Origin of the sequence: Nostoc sp. (genome assembly GCF_036917095.1) — a bacterium.
Classification (GTDB): domain Bacteria; phylum Cyanobacteriota; class Cyanobacteriia; order Cyanobacteriales; family Nostocaceae; genus Nostoc.
Genome location: NZ_JBALFH010000015.1, coordinates 320,672 through 340,177 on the forward strand (window position 1 = coordinate 320,672; position 19,506 = coordinate 340,177).

Annotated in this window: 17 protein-coding genes; 9 read left to right on the forward strand and 8 right to left on the reverse strand. The window is 43.0% G+C overall.

Translation table 11 applies throughout. From position 1 onward, the window contains the following. Positions 1-676: 676 nt before the first annotated feature. Entirely contained in the window at positions 677-3,352 is a 2,676-nt protein-coding gene (locus V7L01_RS05510; protein WP_335032668.1) for an ATP-binding protein, read from the forward strand. 57 nt (positions 3,353-3,409) lie between these two features. On the opposite strand, the gene V7L01_RS05515 is transcribed toward V7L01_RS05510, so the two are convergent. Continuing rightward, positions 3,410-3,838, reverse strand: a complete 429-nt coding sequence (locus tag V7L01_RS05515) for a hypothetical protein (protein WP_335032670.1) — start codon at positions 3,836-3,838, stop codon at positions 3,410-3,412. Between the two features lie 539 nt (positions 3,839-4,377). On the opposite strand from V7L01_RS05515, the gene V7L01_RS05520 reads away from it, so the two are divergent. Together V7L01_RS05520 and V7L01_RS05525 are read left to right on the forward strand one after the other, a co-directional pair. Further along, a complete protein-coding gene (locus V7L01_RS05520; protein WP_335032672.1) occupies positions 4,378-4,773 on the forward strand; it encodes a hypothetical protein in 396 nt (131 codons plus the stop codon). A gap of 220 nt (positions 4,774-4,993) precedes the next feature. Beyond that, positions 4,994-7,918 (forward strand): tetratricopeptide repeat protein, encoded by a 2,925-nt coding sequence (locus V7L01_RS05525; RefSeq protein ID WP_335032674.1) that lies wholly within the window; start codon positions 4,994-4,996, stop codon positions 7,916-7,918. A 64-nt stretch (positions 7,919-7,982) separates the two neighbouring features. Here the strand turns inward: V7L01_RS05525 and V7L01_RS05530 are convergent, their stop codons facing one another. Further along, entirely contained in the window at positions 7,983-8,141 is a 159-nt protein-coding gene (locus V7L01_RS05530; protein WP_335032676.1) for a hypothetical protein, read from the reverse strand. An 87-nt stretch (positions 8,142-8,228) separates the two neighbouring features. On the opposite strand from V7L01_RS05530, the gene V7L01_RS05535 reads away from it, so the two are divergent. From V7L01_RS05535 to V7L01_RS05545, 3 genes are all read left to right on the forward strand, one after another. Then, a complete protein-coding gene (locus tag V7L01_RS05535) occupies positions 8,229-8,534 on the forward strand; it encodes a hypothetical protein (RefSeq protein ID WP_335032678.1) in 306 nt (101 codons plus the stop codon). Beyond that, entirely contained in the window at positions 8,534-8,968 is a 435-nt protein-coding gene (locus tag V7L01_RS05540) for a type II toxin-antitoxin system VapC family toxin (protein WP_335032680.1), read from the forward strand. Before V7L01_RS05535 ends, V7L01_RS05540 begins: the two co-directional genes overlap by 1 nt. A gap of 281 nt (positions 8,969-9,249) precedes the next feature. Then, positions 9,250-9,603 (forward strand): hypothetical protein, encoded by a 354-nt coding sequence (locus tag V7L01_RS05545; RefSeq protein ID WP_335032682.1) that lies wholly within the window; start codon positions 9,250-9,252, stop codon positions 9,601-9,603. A gap of 55 nt (positions 9,604-9,658) precedes the next feature. Here V7L01_RS05545 and V7L01_RS05550 read toward each other — a convergent pair whose 3' ends face one another. Together V7L01_RS05550 and V7L01_RS05555 are read right to left on the reverse strand one after the other, a co-directional pair. Next, entirely contained in the window at positions 9,659-10,324 is a 666-nt protein-coding gene (locus V7L01_RS05550) for a phosphoribosyltransferase (protein WP_335032684.1), read from the reverse strand. Positions 10,325-10,632: 308 nt separating this feature from the next. After that, entirely contained in the window at positions 10,633-10,953 is a 321-nt protein-coding gene (locus tag V7L01_RS05555) for a hypothetical protein (protein ID WP_335032685.1), read from the reverse strand. Between the two features lie 627 nt (positions 10,954-11,580). Between V7L01_RS05555 and V7L01_RS05560 the strand changes: the two genes are divergently transcribed. The 3 genes from V7L01_RS05560 (at position 11,581) to V7L01_RS05570 (ending at position 15,006) form a co-directional block, all read left to right on the forward strand. Then, positions 11,581-12,084 (forward strand): hypothetical protein, encoded by a 504-nt coding sequence (locus V7L01_RS05560; protein WP_335032687.1) that lies wholly within the window; start codon positions 11,581-11,583, stop codon positions 12,082-12,084. 419 nt (positions 12,085-12,503) lie between these two features. Continuing rightward, positions 12,504-13,646 (forward strand): hypothetical protein, encoded by a 1,143-nt coding sequence (locus V7L01_RS05565; RefSeq protein ID WP_335032689.1) that lies wholly within the window; start codon positions 12,504-12,506, stop codon positions 13,644-13,646. 103 nt (positions 13,647-13,749) lie between these two features. Next, positions 13,750-15,006, forward strand: a complete 1,257-nt coding sequence (locus tag V7L01_RS05570) for a glycoside hydrolase family 10 protein (protein WP_335032691.1) — start codon at positions 13,750-13,752, stop codon at positions 15,004-15,006. A gap of 70 nt (positions 15,007-15,076) precedes the next feature. Here V7L01_RS05570 and V7L01_RS05575 read toward each other — a convergent pair whose 3' ends face one another. The 4 genes from V7L01_RS05575 to V7L01_RS05590 all read right to left on the reverse strand — a co-directional run bounded on the left by V7L01_RS05575 (position 15,077) and on the right by V7L01_RS05590 (position 19,287). Continuing rightward, positions 15,077-16,558, reverse strand: coding sequence for a site-2 protease family protein (locus V7L01_RS05575; RefSeq protein WP_335032693.1), 1,482 nt, complete (start codon positions 16,556-16,558; stop codon positions 15,077-15,079). Positions 16,559-16,938: 380 nt separating this feature from the next. Continuing rightward, positions 16,939-17,961 carry a spore photoproduct lyase family protein gene (locus V7L01_RS05580; RefSeq protein WP_335033166.1) on the reverse strand — a complete coding sequence of 341 codons (1,023 nt, stop codon included), beginning with the start codon at positions 17,959-17,961 and terminating at the stop codon, positions 16,939-16,941. Positions 17,962-18,064: 103 nt separating this feature from the next. Further along, positions 18,065-18,421, reverse strand: coding sequence for a hypothetical protein (locus V7L01_RS05585; RefSeq protein WP_104900334.1), 357 nt, complete (start codon positions 18,419-18,421; stop codon positions 18,065-18,067). 581 nt (positions 18,422-19,002) lie between these two features. Further along, on the reverse strand, positions 19,003-19,287 hold the full coding sequence (locus tag V7L01_RS05590; protein ID WP_335032694.1) for a hypothetical protein: 285 nt from the start codon (positions 19,285-19,287) through the stop codon (positions 19,003-19,005). Positions 19,288-19,506 lie beyond the last annotated feature (219 nt).

A 19,506-nucleotide genomic window follows, 5' to 3' on the forward strand; every position in this document is an offset into this window, starting at 1 on the left:
CTAATATCATGTGCGGATAAATAGTCATGATTCCCACAGTCATTGCACCCCACCCCCAACCCCCCTCCCCGCAAGCGGCTACGGTGTACACACAAGTCTTGTCGGAGCCATATCTTTATTAATAAATCTCGTACTACGTTTCTATCCCGCCTCGGAATGAATTCCGAGTCTCATAGCTAAAGTCCACTCAAGTGGACTAAATGATTAATTCAGTCCACTTGAGTGGACTTGGGCTATCAGCCCTGAACTTCAGTTCTGGGCGGGATTGCCTGTCTGTGTGACAGTTTCACTCTGACAAAAATGTGGGTAGAGAATTTTTCGACTTATGTATATACCGTAGCCAATATATCGGGGAGGGTTAGGGTGGGGTAAAAACTTGGTTAATCAGCTATTTGAGACTTCTGTGTACACCGTAGCCTTTATAAGGGGGACTTGTGTGTACACCGTAGCCGCTCTTCGGGAGGGGAGACAAAGCATAGCTTTGGCGGGGTGGGGTTCTTCGGGTTTAATAAGTAATCAAGCGGATATGATATAACGTTTTGTTCTTTTGCCAGAAGTGGTATATTGGCACTTGACCTGACCGAGTACAAACTATGCATAAGCCCACAGGACAGCGAAGTCGAGGTATTGTACTCAGTACTACAGGGCAAAAAGGGGAAGCATGGGGGGCGGGCAGATGAACAAAAATACTGGGCAAGCTGGTGTTTTTTCCCTGTTTAAAGGCGTACCCCTAAGTCGCATCTTGGTAGCGGTGTTTCTGGTGCAAATCTTCCTAGCTGTAGGATTTACTACATACTTATCAATTGATAACGGATACAAAGCAGTCAATGAGGTAGCTAGCGAATTGCGTCGTGAAGTTGCCAATGGAGTAGAGCAGAATTTACAGACTCATCTCTCAAGTTTGCGTCAAATACTAGGCAGTAATCAAAATATCATTGATAGAGGATGGCTGAAGATAGAAAATCTGGCAACCTGGGAGTCATATTTAATAGAGCAGTTAAAGATTTTTCCCGATGCGTTGGCGCAGCCCGCCGCAGGCATCGCTTTAACGGCAACCAATGAACAGCAAGAATATCTAGCGGTGGAAAAGCTCAACGATCGCGAATTGTTGCTCAAAAAAGCCGAAAAGTCAACTGGGTACGACCTCTACACCTACAAAATTGACTCTCAAGGTCAACGTACCCAACTCCCAGAGGTAATCAAAAACTATGATGCGCGATCGCGTCCCGATTATCAAGCAGCAGTTACCGCCAGAAAATTCAGTTTTAGTCAGATTTTTACATCCCTCACCGAGCCAACGTTCCTAATTAGTGCATCTCAACCCATCTATAACTCCCAAGGCGAGTTACTCGGAGTCAACAGCGCTCTAACTCACATATCACAAATTGGGAATTTGCTGCAAAATATTAAAGTTGGCAAGTCTGGGCAAATTTTTATTATCGAGCGATCGGGGCTATTAGTCGCAAGTTCCACAACCGAAGAACCATTCCGTTTACAAAATGGGAAACCGATTAGGTTAGCAGCTTCCCAAAGCGGGAATTCCTTGACTCAAGCAACCGCGAAATATTTAGCAACTAAATTTAGTAACTTTGACCAGATTCAAAGTTTACAGCAGCTAGATTTCTCTTTTGACGGCAAACGACAATTTTTAGAAGTTAGACCCTTTGAGGGCGAAAAAAATCTTAATTGGTTGATTGTAGTGGCTGTCCCAGAAGCAGACTTTATGGGACAAATAGATCGCCACACTCAAACTACAATTTTTCTCTGTTTGGGAGCATTGGCACTAGCTACTATACTAGGGATTCTCACTGCCCGTTGGATAACTCAGCCCATTTTGTATTTCAGCACGGCAACAACAGATTTAGCCAATTTTACCAATGGCGAAGACTCAGTGGTGATACAGGGCATTAAAGAATTAGAGGTGCTGAGTGGATCTTTTAACGAGATGGCGCAGCAGTTACGCAAAACCTTCACTGCACAGATTACCAAAAATGAAGAGTTAGAATTGCAAGTTAAGCAGCGAACTCAAGATTTACAGCAAGAGATTCAACTACGTATTAACAGCGAGCAAAAATTGAGCCAGCATCATCGGGCGTTGGCAGAACTGGCAAATCACAGGGCAATTTCAGAAGGAAAGCTGGAAAAGGCATTCAAATTCATTACTGAGAAAGCAGCAAATGCTTTAGAAGTAGAACGAGTCAGTGTGTGGTTATTTAATGGCGATGCCTACGACAGGCTGCGCCAACGCACCAAACTACAATGTATAAGTCTCTATGAACGTAGCAACCAGAGACATTCCGCAGATGTAGAACGCAACCTTGAAGATTATCCAATCTACTTTAAATCCCTGACATCAGCCCGTACCATCGCCGTCACCGACACTCGCACCGATCCACGGGTACAAGAATTATGGGATGAACTGTTAGAACAAAAGAATATTGTATCCCTAATTAATACCTCCATTTGGGTTGGGGGCGAAGTTGTGGGAACAGTATTGTACGAACAGATTGATATTCCTCGGATATGGGAATTGAGCGAGCAAAGCTTCGTTAGCTCAATCGCGGAAATTGTCACCCTGACTTTAGAGGTATGCGATCGCAAACGGGCAGAATCCGCATTGCGTGAGGCTAAAGAAGCTGCCGAAGTGGCAAATCGTGCCAAAAGCACCTTTTTACAAAACATCAGCCATGACTTGAAGAATCCTTTAAACTCCATTCTGGGAATCACAGAAGCACTCCAAGATGGAGTATACGGGGCTGTGAGCCAAGAACAGCGCCAGTCTCTAAATCTCCTCGAATCCAGCGGTAAGAACTTACTAGAATTGATTAATCAAATCCTCGAGCTTACCGACACCCAATCCAGCAAGATAGAACTGCAACTAGCTGCTACTTCAATTCAGGCATTATGTGACTCTAGCCTGAGTTCTGTCAAACATCTGGCGTTCCAGAAAAATATCCGCCTGAGGGCAGAAATACCTGAAGAACTCGAACCCATCCAAATCGATGAACGCCGCATCCGCCAAGTATTTATCAACCTGTTGACTAACGCGATCGAGTTTACTAAAGAAGGGGGCGAAGTCTGGATTGAAGTCCAGCCAAATTCCACAAATGAATATATCTTTTTCAGCGTGGTAGATACTGGTATTGGGATGCTTTCCGATGACCTTTTCAAATTATTTCAACCTTTTGTGCAGGTTGAAAACTCCTCTAACAGTCGTTCCCCAGGTACTGGTTTAGGATTAGTGATGGTGCAAAAAATTGTAGAGTTGCACGGTGGGACTGTCCATGCCGAAAGTCAGTTAGGCAAAGGCAGTCGTTTTACAGTCAAACTTCCTTGGAAAAAAGCGGCGTAATCGCAAGTGAGGAGTAGAGAGTTTTCCTCGTTCCCATACTAAAGTATGGGAATGCATTTATTCTGCGATCGCTCCATCCAATCCACTAATATATGCAGTTTTAGTATTCTCACCGACTGATTCCTTTGAAGTCGCCTTTAAGCGTGTGGCTCTGCTTTTGCGAATGCGATCGCTTTTACGAACAGCACCCGCCATTTCATATTCACGGCTATCTTTGCCGTATTTAAAAGCAACCCCAATGAGCATTTTCTCAGTGAGGTCACTTAAGGTTTTATCCAATTCATTCATCTCTGATCTAGAAGAGTCGATGGTGGCTAGAGCAGTATTATAAGCATCTATCTTGCTACGGTACTGCTCAATTAGCTGTGTCATGTTTTGCAAGTTGCGAGCATCCCCAAAATCCATAGTAGGATCGATTGCTTTAAGTCCCGCCGCTCTTAATTCAGCTTTTTCTAAAACGCGATATGTACGTTTTTGACCAGGCATAAATGTATCCCTTTGATTCTGCTTTAGAGCTAGTTTGCCTTACTAAAGCTGTATCTTAGTTCGGTAAAATCCTCATAATTTAGTATTTAATATGATGTAAACATCAGTATTTATCACAAAAATTATGATTTTGTTGATGAAAAGCATGTTTTTGTTGATGAAAACGATGCTTTTGTTGATGAAAAGCATGTTTTTGTTGATGAAAAGCATGTTTTTGTTGATGAAAAGCATGATTTTGTTGATGAAAACCATCTTTTTGTTGATGAAACAGTTGTACCCAATACGTTTTGGTTAAGGCAAGAGACGGCGATTTATCGCGTCTTCGCAATGTAGAATTTTCATCAAAAAACCTCAACCGAACCGTATTGCGCGTGGTGTGCGAAGCGTAGCACAAGCGCGATAGGCGGACTCCCCTGCGGGAAACCTTTACCTATGTTTGTATAGCCACGATTTTTAATCGCCAGGGCTAAAAATTAGGGAATTTACAACAAAGGCAACGTGTTAATAAGTAGATAGCATACACATAATCAGACGAAGATATGATACTTGAAACTGCGGCGATCGCGATCGGCACTATAATAGCCACCAAAGCCTTAGAAAAAACAACCGAAAAGGTAACAGAAACTTTATTGGATAAGACTGGCAAGTTTCTCGTCACCCTCAAAAAGCACTCTCCCCATACTGTAACAGCTATAGAGAAAGCACCAGAGCAACCACTTGATTATGGCAAGGCTGTACTAGAGGTGGAATCTGCTGCTAAAGCTAATCCTGAAGTCAATCAAGCTATGCAGGAATTGGCCGCAGCAGCTAAGGCAGAACCAAATCCTAAATTGGCTGAAATTCTGGCTATGCCTAACCTGGAAAAATTAGCAGATAAAATTGGTCAGGTAGTAATGCCAGGTGGAACAGGAAATATTCAGAATCAGTCCTTTTAATTTAAAATTAATCTAAAAATTTAACATGATTCTTGATTAGCCCCCCAGCCCGCCCAGAAATAAATTTCACAGGCTAATAGCTCAAGTCCACTCAAGTGGACTAAAACTTTTTTCTTAGTCTTCTTTAGAAGACTTGAGCTATTAGCCTCAGAATTCATTCTGAGGTGGGTGTTGTAACCAGTGCAATGTCTAAGTTTAACGGTATTTAAATATATTATGTATGCCTGAAGACTCCGGTAAGTTCGCCGAAAAAATTGGTGTCTATGTTGCCCCTGGTGGACAAGCTTCTATTGGCACTCAAATTATTAACGGGCAAAAACAGCTAACTCCCACAAAATCTATCCCTTATCGCGGTTCCGTTAATTTTGTCGGGCGAGAAACGGAATTGGCAATGCTGGATGAAGACTTACAGCGCGGATATTATGTAGCAATAGCGGGAATGGGTGGCGTAGGCAAAACTGAATTAGCCACCCAATACGCCAGACGATATCAACAAGATTATGGCGGCATTGCCTGGTTTAACGACAGAGAAACCAATCTCGCCGCCGAAGTTTTAGAGTTTTTCCGGTTGCAGTTTGGTTTGGATATTCCCCAAGAATTAGGAGGAAGATTTTTAAGCCTTAAAGAACAAGTCGCCTGGTGTTGGTCTAGATATCCTAACTCTGAGTTGCCGATTTTAATCGTCTTCGATGACGTAACTGATTTAGACAACCTCCGCCAAGTCGTTCCCAACGATAACCGCTTCCAAGTCTTAATTACTACTCGACTGCGGCATTTAGACCCGAATTTTATTCAAGAGATTTCCTTAGATGTTCTCTCGCCCCAAAAAGAACCAGGCAAAGCCTTAGAACTGTTAAAACGATTATTGGGGGAAAAAGATCAGCGAGTTGAAAACCAACTACAAACTGCAACAAATATATGTGAATGTCTGGAATATTTGCCCTTGGGGATAGAGTTAGTTGGAGGTTATTTGGTACGCGACCCGGAAATATCTTTAGATATCATGTTTGGGCGATTGCAAGAACGTAAATTAGCAGAATCAGCTTTACAAGACCGGAAAACCATTCACCCAACTCAACTGGGAGTCAAAGCCGCCTTTGCTTTAACTTGGTCAGAACTCGACTCACTGGCGCAACAACTAGGAAGATTTTTGAGTTTATTTTCTCCTGCACTGATTCTTTGGGATTTGGTTATTTGGGTGGCAACAGGTGGAGGAGAAGCAGAAAATCAGGAAGAAAGACAGCTAACTTGGTCAGAAGATGAATTAAACGCAGCTAAAAAGCAACTCTACGGGCGCAACTTGCTGCAACTAGTAGAAGAAAGAGCAGGATGTTATAAAATTCATGCCTTAGTGCGGTGGTTTTTGCAAGAGGAGTTAGCAAACTCTGGCGAAACCAAATCAGTTTTAGAAACAACCTTTGCGATCGCCATGATAGCCAAAGCCCAAATCCTTCCCGATTCACCTACTTCTAAAGATATTGAATTCTTCAAAGATGTTATTCTTCATCTTGAAGATATAGGAAAACGTTTAATTGCAGAGATAAAGGAAGCCACAGAAGCACAGACATTTTTCACAGCATCAGTGCCTAACGATAAAGTCCTGTTGATATTTGTGGGAATCGGAAGATTTTATAATGGACAAGGATTATATAAATTAGCAGAACCTTGGTTTGAATATGGCGTAAATGTTTGCCAAGCTCTGTTTGCTGGCGACCATCCGGATGTGGCTGGTAGCTTGAACAATTTAGCTGAACTCTACGAAAGCCAAGGTAGGTACAGCGATGCCGAACCACTACACAGTGATGCTTTGGCAATGACAAAGCGCCTGTTTGCTGGCGACCATCCCAATGTAGCTAGTAGCTTGAACAATTTAGCTGCACTCTACGAAAGCCAAGGTAGGTACAGCGATGCCGAACCACTACACAGTGATGCTTTGGCAATGAGAAAGCGCCTGTTTGCTAGCGACCATCCGGATGTAGCTAGTAGCTTGAACAATTTAGCTTTCCTCTACGAAAGCCAAGGTAGGTACAGCGATGCCGAACCACTATACAGTGATGCTTTGGCAATGACAAAGCGCCTGTTTGCTGGCGACCATCCCAATGTAGCTACTAGTTTGAACAATTTAGCTGCACTCTACTATAGGCAAGGTAGGTACAGCGATGCCGAACCACTATGCAGTGATGCTTTGGCAATGACAAAGCGCCTGTTTGCTGGCGACCATCCCGATGTGGCATTAAGCTTGAACAATTTAGCAGGACTCTACGAAAGCCAAGGTAGGTACAGCGATGCCGAACCACTATACAGTGATGCTTTGGCAATGAAAAAGCGCCTGTTTGCTGGCGACCATCCGGATGTAGCTACTAGCTTGAACAATTTAGCAGGACTCTACGATAGGCAAGGTAGGTACAGCGATGCCGAACCACTATACAGTGATGCTTTGGCAATGACAAAGCGCCTGTTTGCTGGCGACCATCCCAATGTGGCTACTAGCTTGAACAATTTAGCTTTACTCTACTATAGCCAAGGTAGGTACAGCGATGCCGAACCACTATACAGTGATGCTTTGGCAATGAGAAAGCGCTTGTTTGCTGGCGACCATCCGGATGTGGCTAATAGCTTGAACAATTTAGCTTTCTTCTACAAAAGCCAAGGTAGGTACAGCGATGCCGAACCACTATACAGTGATGCTTTGGCAATGAGAAAGCGTCTGTTTGCTGACGACCATCCCAATGTGGCTACTAGCTTGAACAATTTAGCTTTCCTCTACTATAGCCAAGGTAGGTACAGCGATGCCGAACCACTATGCAGTGATGCTTTGGCAATGAGAAAGCGCTTGTTTGCTGGCGACCATCCGGATGTAGCTACTAGCTTGAACAATTTAGCAGGACTCTACGATAGGCAAGGTAGGTACAGCGATGCCGAACCACTATACAGTGATGCTTTGGCAATGTGCCAACGGGTGTTAGGCGTTAATCATCCCACTACAGCAACAATTCGAGAAAATCTAGCAATCCTGCAACGCCAGTCTACTCCCCGTGCTATACGGAAAGACCGGTTAGGTCAGTTTGTGCAAACGTTAAAGGCGATATTCATTTTACCGTTTTCTCTATTGTGGCGATTCGCTAAAAAATTAATTCGTAATTAAAAGAGCGAGTCTAGGCGATAGAGTTTGCAATCTAGTAGTTTTGAGCGATCGTCGTACCACTTCCCTACGGGACGCTACGCGAACGTGGAAGCAAGCTACGCGTAGCGTCTCGTAGAGAAGACGTTGCTGTTGGCGTACTCCTACGGAGAAGCAAGCTACGCGTAGCGTGTCGCAGACAAGCTTCTCGTTCGCGCAGCGTCTCCGACAGGAGAAGAGAAGGCATTGCTATTTTCTCATCAACACAAATGCGTAAGCGTAGCCCGCCTGTCGTAGGCGATCGCCTTTTACAATTGGAGTATTAATTGTATTTATGTCTATGAACTTTCCTCCACAACTCCAACAAAAGATTGAAAAATGGGCAAACAGTCAGGGAATTTCGACTGAGCAGTTTGTTTTGCAAGCTATTGCAGACAAAATTGACACGCTAAGTCAGCAAGCTACTGAACAACATACTCAACAAAACTCTGAAATAACCAATATACTGCCCCTTAACCAACCAAATATTTATCGAAAAGAAGGGATTTTAGTTGTAGAGGCAGAATTACCAGAAAACTTTGATGTTAATGCCTTTATAGATGAGTTGAGAGAAGAACGCATTCAGGATCAAATAACTTAATGAAAGTCTTGTTTGATACTTCTGTCTTAGTTCCTGCATTCATTGTCAATCACCCGCAACATTCTGTTTGCTTTTCCAAGATTAAAGCTGCAAAATCTGGGCAAATTCAAGGCTTTATCTCAACTCACAGTTTAGCTGAAACATATTCTGTCATCACACGCTTACCCATTCAGCCGCGTATTAATCCCCAACAAGCTCAGATGATTATTGTAGATATGTCACAGTATTTAGAGGCAGTTCCACTGCTTTTCGATGACTATCAAGCTGCAATCGCTCAAATGGCAACCTTAAATCTTCCTGGTGGCGGTATTTTTGATGCTTTAATTGCTCAAGCTGCTTTAAAAGCAGAGGTAGACACTCTGTTGACCCTCAATCCAAATCACTTCAATCGTTTGGCAAATGCAATCGCTCACATTGTGCAAGTCCCTGAGTAGATACGTAGATGCTTCTTTGGCTTGTCGTTAAACATCACTATTCTCTCATCAACCAAGGTGCGATCGCTCGGAAACTGAACCAAATAACCCTACTGTCCAACTGGTACAAATCTCAGCAATACGATAACAGTATAAGTAACTTTAGATAGACCCGGAATCATTGACGTTCTAAGTATATACGCAATAAAATTATTGTTATAGAACCTAACCATAGAGTTAATTAAAATAATTTGCCCAGAGAATAAACACGAGCAATATTAAAGCTAATTTGGATAAAACAAATGAACACCAAAATTATTGCTTTCTTGGGAATTACGGCAGCCTTTGCAAGCTTAGGAAGCCAAGTATACGCACAGTCACCAGCATCAAGCTCAAATCCAGGACAATACAGATTAACTGGTAATTCTCTAGTTGGAATTGATAATAGAACAGCTCAAGATGACTTTAGAAGATTTTTTGAGCAAACTAATCCCGCAAGCATCTCCAACAATAATAGAACAGACAATAAAACTCCAGCCAGAATCCAGTTTAACGAATCATTATCACTACCAGACACTTCTGTTTTCTTAGCACCGGCTCAGTCTGGAAGTGACAATGATGGGTTGCAAGTACAGTTAGATATTGACAGAGAATAATCAGCCATAAAGGTTGACGCTGTAGCTTTGAGTGTATATGGCTTCTTCAGCTTATCTACATACCTAGAGATATTGGTTCGCCGTTCTTTGCCGCTTTCGCGAGTAAGTCGCAGACTTCTTCGTCTGTAGTTTGGGGAAAGTTATCGTACCAAAGACCAACGCTATGGAAAGGGCTGGGTGCCGAGATGCAAACGATTTCGTTTACTTCAGCTTTCAACTCTTGGCAAGTTTCAGGTGCAGCCACAGGTACAGCAATCACAATCTCAGCGGGTTGCTGTTTCCGCACAGCCATAATAGCAGCCCACATAGTTGCACCTGTGGCTAACCCATCATCTACCAAGATTACTGTGCGTTCCTGTAAATCTCTTAAGGGGCGATTACCGCGATAAAGCCGTTCTCGCCGATCTAACTCGCGTTCTTCTTGCACCGCAACCCTAGCAATTACTTCATCGGATATCTTCATCTGGCTGATAATATATTCATTGACTATCCGCACACCACCAGAAGCGATCGCTCCCATAGCTAGTTCTTCTTGATTGGGCACACCCAATTTACGTACCACCAAAACATCTAAGGGAGCATCTAATGCTTTAGCAACCTCAAAGGCAACGGGTACGCCACCCCTTGGTAGCCCCAATACCACAACATCTGGACGGTTAGTATAAGCGGCTAACTCTTTAGCCAAAACTTGACCCGCAAACCTCCTGTCTTTAAATCGCATGGTGTGACACTCCTGATTACTTTACAAAGTTTATTAAGTATTTACACGCATTCGCCCTTAGCTGCCCGCCTCGAACAACGAATCGAATTCCGATGGGAGTTGAGAGCCAATATTATCGATCTCGCCACTGCTAATCGCTTCAATCGATACCTCAATGACTACACGCGCATAATAGGATCTGGAAGCTCTACACCTTCTCTCCTTCTCTTTGGTTGATTGCCCAAAAATTCATCTAGCTAAAAGCGTTCTCCAGATCCTGCATATTCTTGATATCACAGATATTCTGCAATGCCTCTGGGGGGAGCATCTCACTTTCGTAAAAATATATCTAGACCTGGCGAATAGAATTCGCGGCTATACAAACAAAACCCACCTCCGTGGGTTTCCAATTTCTTGAGTCCGCGCAGGCGGACTTGGTTTGTGTAGCCGCGATTTCTAATCGCCAAGTATATTTGCAAAGGTGAGATGCTCCCGCCTCTGGGTTCTTGGGTAGCGGAAGATTCACCTCCAGCAAGTCCCGGCGTCTCCAGAGTAGCAGGGGTTGCAAGTTCTGCATCACCATGCAAACTAAGACGGGCACAATTTTGCACCTGTCCAATGAACTCATCGTGTTGCATCTTGCCTCCCATTTGTCTTAATTCATCACTTGTTATATTTCACATGTTCTGAACCGATCTTAGAAAGCTAAAAATTCCATGTCCTCTGACTAACGATGCGATATCTTCAATCTCCAGTTCTATCAAACGGATGAGTTAATTTTTATGGTGGAAGATTTTTCCATCTTGGGCTGATATCATTTCACTACTCCACACCTTACACCCGCCCCGAAGTGGTTTAGCCAGGGAACATCATTTGTAGGAAGCTTACTGTTGGCTCCAGTGAACCAGTAGCCAGTTAAGCTTTTCCCACTTCCCAATGTTTGTTATTAAGCTTTTACTGAGTACTTTTTTAACTGAATCTTAAGATTTAATTACTTAATTGCTATCGGCTGCGAAAATCGATGAGAATACAGTAATAATTCAAATGCTAATTTTTCGCCTCCCCCCTTTTACTTATATTCTGTTAATACTACCTTTACATAATTCCTTAATTGTAAATATGAGATAATACACCATATACTTATTCATTATATAATGCTTAATATTACAAAGAAAAGGTCATACAGGTTCCCCTGTTAGCACTTTGAATTAAAAATTAACAGGGTAGAATAACTGAATATTGCTCATATATTTTAAAATTAAAAGCAGGATTCTTTAATGATAAGTTTAACTAATTCGGAAAACAGTACAGTTCGCAGCATAGAGATCGTCAAGAGACTGGCAAGGGCGATGATGGTTTCTGGTGGAGAGTTTTCACTATTATTAGTGTGTTGTAACAGTGTTCAAAGGCAGCAACAAATGCTGAATTTGTTAAGAGAGTTTTCATCAGTAGATATCCACGAAGTCCTGCTCTCACCTACGGCTGACAAGCTGTACACAGCTATTACATCTGAAATTGGTAGTACTCAACCCGAAGCTTTGATGGTACGGGGTTTAGAATCTGTAGTGGCAATCAACCAGCTAATCATCAGTACCAACATCATGCGAGATGAGTTTCGGAAACAGTTTCAGTTTCCCTTAGTGTTGTGGGTTAATGATGAAATTCTGTGCAAGCTAGTCTGGCTAGCGCCCGATTTAAAAGACTGGGCAGCTAATACCATTAGATTTGATGTACCTCAGAATCAATTAGTTGAATCGGAGCAACAAGCCATCAGCGCCTAATATTGCTTGTCTTATATAGGTGGAGTTGAGCCGAGCAAAACTTAAGCTACGGTTCTGTCGCATTCTTTTCTAAAATTACTTTTATAAAGCCTTGTTTACCAAGGTGAGGCAAAAAGTGTTGCCAGCTATTTTCCAAAACAGCAGTGTGGATTCTCTTCTCTAACAAACTTCTCATCTAATGAAGTCTGAGCTTCTGAATTCTTAGTTGATTGCCGTAGGACTATAGGGCGTTTTAATCCAGAATTTGGCTAAGGAACAAACAATCAGTACATCAGCGTCTGTGTTTATATCTGTTTCATAAAACAGATACCAAATTAGTTCCAACTGGTGAAGTTCTGGAATTATATACTTTATTGTCCACTAGTCGCTGAATACTATTTCTGAGTTCTATAACTCTTGACTAACATCCCTATATTACTATGAAACTCATGCTGAAAAACTACTTGAACACCAATCAAACGCGAATTTTCACTGCTTTGATTTTGACTGGAATTTTATCTGTTGGTAGCGGTTTAACACTTATCAGAAGTGCTACGGGTGCTTCTGCAAACTTTTCGCTAGAAACAAGCAATGAAGTTCTCAAAGACAATGTTAAACCAAACCGCTTGCCACGTCCAGTAGCTGACGCGGTACTGCAAGATTTAGCCCGCAGACAGGGAATTTTAACCAGAGAACTGCAAATTACTGATTATAATCAACAGACTTGGCGCGATGGTTGCTTGGAACTACCTCAACCTGATGAATTCTGCGCCCAAGCGCTAATTCCGGGTTGGCAGATTGTGGTATCTAATGGCAAAGAAAACTGGATTTATCATACCAATAACAATGGGCGATCGCTACGTTTAGTTTCGGCAAACACTCCCTCAGCAAATCTCCCAGGTAAATTACCCGCATCTGTAAAAAATGCTGTTTTGCAAGCTGCCTCCAAACGTTTGCAAAAGCCAATTTCTCAGCTAGCTATAATTCAAGCTCAAGAGCAAACTTGGAGAGATAGCTGTTTAGCATTAGCTAATGCTGATGAATTCTGTACCCAAGCTTTGGTATCAGGCTGGCGGGTGGTTGTCGGCAAAGGTAAACAAACCTTGATTTATCATACCAATCAAACAGGTTCCGAACTCAGGCTGAATGAAAAAGCTAGCAACAGTACACTAGCCCCTGTGCAAATTCCAGCCAGCGAGTTACCACCACCCTTAGATAGAGATATAGTATTTCGGCAAATCTCCAGTGGTGGCTTTGCTGGCACAACCTACCAGACAGTCTTACTCAAAGATGGGGGATTGATACGCGTGCGGATTGGTGATGCCAATGATTCTGAGCGTAGTGTTCGCCGCGTTTCTGTGCTACAGGTGCAACAATTTTTGCGATCGCTACAACGTTCTAAATTTAGTAAATTCCAGAATTTGAGTTATCCAGCCCCCAGCGGCTCTGCCGACTATATCACCTTCACTCTTACCAGCCAAGAGGGTACGGTTCAGTACAACGATATTTCTCAAAATAACCTGCCAAGGAATTTACAAGCAGCAGTCAAAGCCTGGAATAAACTCATAACCAGCGCCCAATAATAAACTTCAGCGATGGGGTTAAATAGCGATTGTTTTAGCGCTTACAATCGAAACGATCGCTATCCATGCTGATTGTTCATAATTTGATGATGCTTGTAACCAAATGATAAAAAGGTTTGTTAAGTGGTGTATTGAGTTACATTCTTGGTGGAATATTCGCCAAAGTAGAAAGTCTTTTTTGTTTGCCGTTATAGCTACCTTGAGTGTAGTTGCTACGGTGATGCTATCGTTCCCTTTGAACGCTCAAATTAATCTGCCGCGAACGTCAGCATCTGAGTTAAGGGGAGTGTGGTTAACAAATATTGATAGTGATGTGCTATTTGAGCGCGATCGCCTCAAGGGATCTTTGCAACGCCTTGACGAACTCAATTTTAACACTATATATCCGGCGGTTTGGAATTGGGGCTATACATTGTATCCTAGCAAAGTTGCCCAAAAAGTTATCGGGCGATCGCTCGATCCCACACCCGGATTGCAAGGGCGAGATATTCTCAAAGAAATTGTCGATGTGGGACATCAAAAAGGGTTAACGGTGATTCCCTGGTTTGAATTTGGGTTCATGGCACCAGCAGATTCTCTATTAGCTAAAAATCGTCCCCAATGGCTCACCAGTCGCAGTGATGGGACTCGGATTGTCAAAGAAGGGAAAGATAATCGCGTTTGGCTAAATCCCTTTCGCCCAGAAGTACAACAGTTCATCCAAGATTTAATCGTTGAAATTGTTAGAAACTACAATATCGATGGTATTCAATTTGATGACCATTTTGGCTTGCCATCAGAATTAGGGTACGATGCCTATACAGTAGCACTTTACAAAAAAGAACACCTTGGTAAAGCTCCCTCCAAAAACTTCAAAGATCCTGAATGGGTGCGGTGGAGAGCTAACAAAATCACCGAGTTTATGAAACGGGTATTTACAGCGATTAAAGCTACTAAAAAAGATTGCCTGGTTTCCGTTGCTCCTAATCCTCAACGTTTTTCCTACGATTTCTTTTTAGCAGACTGGCAGAAGTGGGAACGGATGGGAATTATTGAAGACTTAGTTTTGCAGGTATATCGTGATGACTTGAATGTTTTTATCAGCGAATTAGAGTATCCAGAAGTGAAAGCGGCAAAGAGTCATATTCCAGTGAGTGTGGGCATTTTGGCTGGGTTGAAAAACCGACCTATACCGATGCAACAGATTCAGACACAAGTGCAAAAAATCCGCGATCGCAATTTTGCTGGAGTCTCTTTCTTTTTCTATGAAACCCTCTGGAACATGAGCAAAGAAAAGCCTCAAGAGCGTCAAACGGCCTTCCAGAAAATTTTCCCCACATCAACGACTTACCCCAATTTGCTAGCAGGTTGGAAACCGTAGTAAAGATGGGGAGTGGGGAGAATTCTTCAAACTCTTGTAGAGACGCGATTAATCGCGTCTCTACTCCAAACTATCCTATTCCCAAACGCCCAGCCAAGCCGGGAGTGAGGGGTAGAAGCGTGGTAATCATCAAGAATAGAGCCAAAAGCCCCAAAGCGGCTCTAGCGTCATCGGGTTCAGTGACTTCATTCAAGCTGGGGCGTTCTTGATCTCGTTGCAAGAAGAAAATCACGATCGCCCAGTACATGGCAAGAGTATTACCGAGAGACACGAGTGCCAGTAAAATTAAAGTTGCGATCGTTGCTCGTCCTGCGGTTTTGCGTCCATAAATCGCCTGAACAATGCGCCCACCATCAAGTTGTCCGGCTGGCATTAAGTTCAAAGCGTTAATTACTAACCCCAGCCAACCAATTATCACTAAAGGATGAACACTTACCAGGGATGACTGCAAAGCCGAACCAAGGACAACTCGCGCCAAACTTCCCACCAAAATCGACCCTTGGAAAAACTGATTTGGCAATTGAAATAAACTACCTGGGTGGGAAAGCAGCAAGCCCGTCACCAGCATTAACAAAGAAACGATACCACCTGCGGCTGGCCCTGCCAAGGCAATATCAAATAATACCTTGCGGTTGGGTAACAGAGACTCAAAGCGGGTAATTGCACCAAAGGAGCCAATTTGCACTGCGGGTAGAAAAAATGGCCAGCTAAGGCGAATTTGGTGACGCTGTGCAAGTAACCAATGACCGATTTCGTGAGCTACTAAAATTGCAAATATCCCAGCGCCTATGGGCAAAGCTTCTTGAAACCGCCCAGGATTGCCAAAAAAATCAAAATTCAGCAATAATCCCGCAGCTTCTAAACTTGTGGCAATGGTTGCTATCAACAGAATACCTGCAAAAGCTTTTTGCGATCGCAACATCGGCTTGGGATCGTTGCGGCTGGGTAGGACGATTACCACTGGTTTACCGTCTGTATTTTCCACTAAAAACAAGCGATATTGCTCGCCAAGGCGTTGCCGTAAACTTGCAGTTAGACGGTTGTGAGTCTCTTCTGGTTCTCCCCGCAAATTACCTTTAAAAATGGCTCCATCTTGGTAAGCGATCGTTTCTGTCGCAAAAAACGTATCGATACCGAAAATACCTTTAACTGCATTCAAGTCATCTTCTGGTATCGGTGGGATCTCCGGTTTCAGTTCTGCTACTTTTGGTTGTGGGGAATTTGCTTCAAGTGAGGAAGCAGCAGCAAGTCTTTCTGTGGCCCGTTGCTTGAGGATGGCATCTTGCCCAGCTGCGCGTAACTGTCTGCCCAAGTAGACGTACAATCCGGCGGATGTCACCACTAAGAACAATATACCCGCTATATTGATGTAAATCCCTGCGGCAAACAATCCAAAAAACAGGAGCCAGGGAGTCATCAACACCACCGACTGTAACCAGGCTAAGATTCCCAGTTTACCAAAAGGTCTGGCGCGATAAAAGCCCCAGCCCAAAATGCCTAAAGCTACCAGTAGGATTGCCGCCAGGATAGAAGTTTCTGATAAAGTAAACATCTCCAAACCTTTGCTATTGAGACTAAGCCAGAACAAGTCCGGTATTGCAGATACACTTATTAATGTATAACGCCGCCTGTCGTCTGCCCAAATTATCCCGCTTTGCGTGGGCGTAGCCAAACCCACGCGAGAGGTAAAAAAGTTCGTAGTCAGGACTTTAGTCCTGGATTTTTAAGCACTGAAGTGCTTACTACAAACCTAGGAAAATTTCAATTTCTCTTCTTTCTTTCTTCCTTTGCGCTCTTTGCGTCCTTTGCGGTTCGTTCTCTTAGATTCTAATTCACCTGAGCAACCTGAAAAGAGAGCGATCGCATCATATATCAATCGCTCTCTAACCCAATAATTAATTTGCTCAAACTCTATATGAGCAAAGTAGTCTTCTAAGTCCAATAAAGAATTTCAGCATTTGGAAAGCGCTTACTAATCTCACTCTCAAAAAAGCTACGCAACGCCTTCATTGTATCCTTCTCATAAACGTATTTCGTCCCACCAAACTTATTACGCTTGACGCTGCGTTTTGCCTCATCCATCTCTAATTTGGATTGCGGATACCAAGTTTGTAAAACTTCTTTTGACCCTGGTGTGAACCGATGGGAGATTAACTCAAAGGTAAGGTTACAATCAAAATCCAGTGCCTCGTTTATCTGGTCAAATAAACGAGTATAGTGCATTTGCCAATCGTCTATCGGCATAATTGGCGCGATCGCCAAACCTACTGGATAACCGCCACCGCCACGCTCTTGTGGTAACGCCAACCGTCGCAACGCATTCAGTCTAGATGCTACGGATGCTGTACCACCTTCAAACTTACCAGAAATCGGTGCGGCATTAACACTCATCCGACAGCGAGTATTCCCATTGTGTGGTAAATCGAGTAATCCATCCACAGCATCAAACTTCGATACCCAACGTAGATGTGCATTGCTACGAGTGCCAAAGTAACGGATACATTCAGCAAGACTTCCAGTTAAATGCTCAATACCCAATGGATCTGTATAACAGCTAACTTCAAAACTTGTGGTTTTCCCTTGTTGCTCGTAGTTAGCTGAATTCTCTAATATCTGCGGTAAGTTGGCAAAAACGCGGATGACAGGCGGCCCCGATAAGCTACCAGCTAGGTAGCAGTATTGACAGTGAGCCGGACAACCTTCGGCAAGGTGAAACTGCCAATCCGCAGAAGGTGGGATGGGACTCAGTTTAAAAGAACTAGGTGGTGCAGTAACCACCGCTAAGGTACGCTTGGCGATATTGTAAGTATCCCGCTCAGATTCACCGCGCAGACCCTTCAGGCGGTTCTGTGATAGTTCTTCTATTGGTAAGTTGAGTGACTGCACACGTTTAAGAATCTGCTGCCCCCAATCCTCATCTAGGGCAGCAGGTGTAAACAGTACCCGTTCAGGTATCCACAACTTTGGCGATTTTGTTTGTGTATCTGATACTGAAACTTGGTCTGTAGTTGTATTCAGCAATATCGTTCTCCGTTATTTAGTTTGCTGACTTCTGCAATTAATTTTCCAGGACTTGCTTAATTCGTCGTTCTAACAAATCAAGATCCAAACTGCCTTCATCACGGTTAATTCGACGCACAGTTGAATTAACATTAGCTAAATTAACCAATAAATCTTGAAGAATTTCCTGCTGCTGACGTGCTTGGGTAACTTCGCGTGGTTCTTGTACTAAATCACGCACGATGGTATCTTCAGCGCGAGAGGCGATAATTGGATCGTTTTGCCCTTGAACGTGAACAAAGGTTCGTCGCCCTGGGCCTCGCTCCTCTTCTATTGGTATAACTGCTGTCACTTGGTCAGAACGCACATATTTGCCAAATCCCAAATGGACTAGTTCTGATGAGAGTATTTTCATATAATTGAGGCGTTATTTTTATGTCTTACTTATATTGTAAAATCTAGAAAAGTGACTTGAAGCCATAGAGCATACGGGTTATACCCAATTCAAGGTAGTAGTTTCCTTTCCCAATTGCTGCTTGATATTTCTATGTCAATCACACTATTTTTGCCAGCTTTCGGGCTTGTTCTGGGGTTTCACTAAACTCAATAAACTCAAGTTTTAGGTTGCAGTCTTAACCTTGGCTTGTTAAGTACAGCATTTCATTAATTTGTAGCGAATTAAATTTGGCAATATCTAGCAATGCCAATGCGTCCTCTTGCAATACTAATACCAATTCAATTAATGATTGCAACATATCATTGGGTAAAGACGCGATGAATCGCGTCTCTACAAATGGTCTATTTGTCGCATTCTTTTTTCTAATTGGTGATAATGCATTGGCATTGTTAATGCGTCTCCTTACAATGCCAATGCGTCAGGATGCATTCTAACAGTCATCTTTGTGCGAGTTTGATTGTAAATAATACCTGCTTCAAGTTGTAAATTTATTAGTAGCCTCTTTCTACATTGGCAGGATATTTAATCTTGCTCTAATTCTATGTCCTCATCTGCGATCGCATCAGTGTCCCACAGTGGGCGCAGCGATGTGCTAATCCATCAACTAACCAGATATCTGGTACTAAGTTGAAGAAATTTTCAACGATCATTCGCTGTAAAGGGGTCAAGTCATTTTCAACCAAGTAGTCTGATAGTTGCCGTTCTCCTATCAGAGAGTACCTACCAAATAACTCTCGTAGTGCAGTGTAAGCTTTGTGTTGGCGACGACCGCCCAATCGTTCAGTTGCTTGGCATAACTGAGTATATAAGTGATGCTCAATCACATTATCTTCGCCAAAACCCCCGCTCAGATTGGCAATCTCTGCACAGTCTGAGGTGGGTACTCGTAAATCTGGATCGATTAAGGTAACGCTAGAAAAGCGAAAGTCTGATTGGTTAAAAACCCTTAACTGCCAGCGATCGCCATTTGCACAGATCCCGATGTCTGAAGCATGGGGATGAAACGCCAGGTGGATGGTGATTCCATTGCTAGTTGTTTCATC

What these genes read in the sequence shown, in the direction of transcription:
- V7L01_RS05510 (WP_335032668.1), top strand. Translation starts at nt 677, where the DNA reads ATGAACAAAAATACTGGGCAAGCTGGTGTTTTTTCCCTGTTTAAAGGC.
- V7L01_RS05515 (WP_335032670.1), bottom strand. Translation starts at nt 3,838, where the DNA reads ATGCCTGGTCAAAAACGTACATATCGCGTTTTAGAAAAAGCTGAATTA.
- V7L01_RS05520 (WP_335032672.1), top strand. Translation starts at nt 4,378, where the DNA reads ATGATACTTGAAACTGCGGCGATCGCGATCGGCACTATAATAGCCACC.
- V7L01_RS05525 (WP_335032674.1), top strand. Translation starts at nt 4,994, where the DNA reads ATGCCTGAAGACTCCGGTAAGTTCGCCGAAAAAATTGGTGTCTATGTT.
- V7L01_RS05530 (WP_335032676.1), bottom strand. Translation starts at nt 8,141, where the DNA reads ATGCCTTCTCTTCTCCTGTCGGAGACGCTGCGCGAACGAGAAGCTTGT.
- V7L01_RS05535 (WP_335032678.1), top strand. Translation starts at nt 8,229, where the DNA reads ATGTCTATGAACTTTCCTCCACAACTCCAACAAAAGATTGAAAAATGG.
- V7L01_RS05540 (WP_335032680.1), top strand. Translation starts at nt 8,534, where the DNA reads ATGAAAGTCTTGTTTGATACTTCTGTCTTAGTTCCTGCATTCATTGTC.
- V7L01_RS05545 (WP_335032682.1), top strand. Translation starts at nt 9,250, where the DNA reads ATGAACACCAAAATTATTGCTTTCTTGGGAATTACGGCAGCCTTTGCA.
- V7L01_RS05550 (WP_335032684.1), bottom strand. Translation starts at nt 10,324, where the DNA reads ATGCGATTTAAAGACAGGAGGTTTGCGGGTCAAGTTTTGGCTAAAGAG.
- V7L01_RS05555 (WP_335032685.1), bottom strand. Translation starts at nt 10,953, where the DNA reads ATGGGAGGCAAGATGCAACACGATGAGTTCATTGGACAGGTGCAAAAT.
- V7L01_RS05560 (WP_335032687.1), top strand. Translation starts at nt 11,581, where the DNA reads ATGATAAGTTTAACTAATTCGGAAAACAGTACAGTTCGCAGCATAGAG.
- V7L01_RS05565 (WP_335032689.1), top strand. Translation starts at nt 12,504, where the DNA reads ATGAAACTCATGCTGAAAAACTACTTGAACACCAATCAAACGCGAATT.
- V7L01_RS05570 (WP_335032691.1), top strand. Translation starts at nt 13,750, where the DNA reads ATGATAAAAAGGTTTGTTAAGTGGTGTATTGAGTTACATTCTTGGTGG.
- V7L01_RS05575 (WP_335032693.1), bottom strand. Translation starts at nt 16,558, where the DNA reads ATGTTTACTTTATCAGAAACTTCTATCCTGGCGGCAATCCTACTGGTA.
- V7L01_RS05585 (WP_104900334.1), bottom strand. Translation starts at nt 18,421, where the DNA reads ATGAAAATACTCTCATCAGAACTAGTCCATTTGGGATTTGGCAAATAT.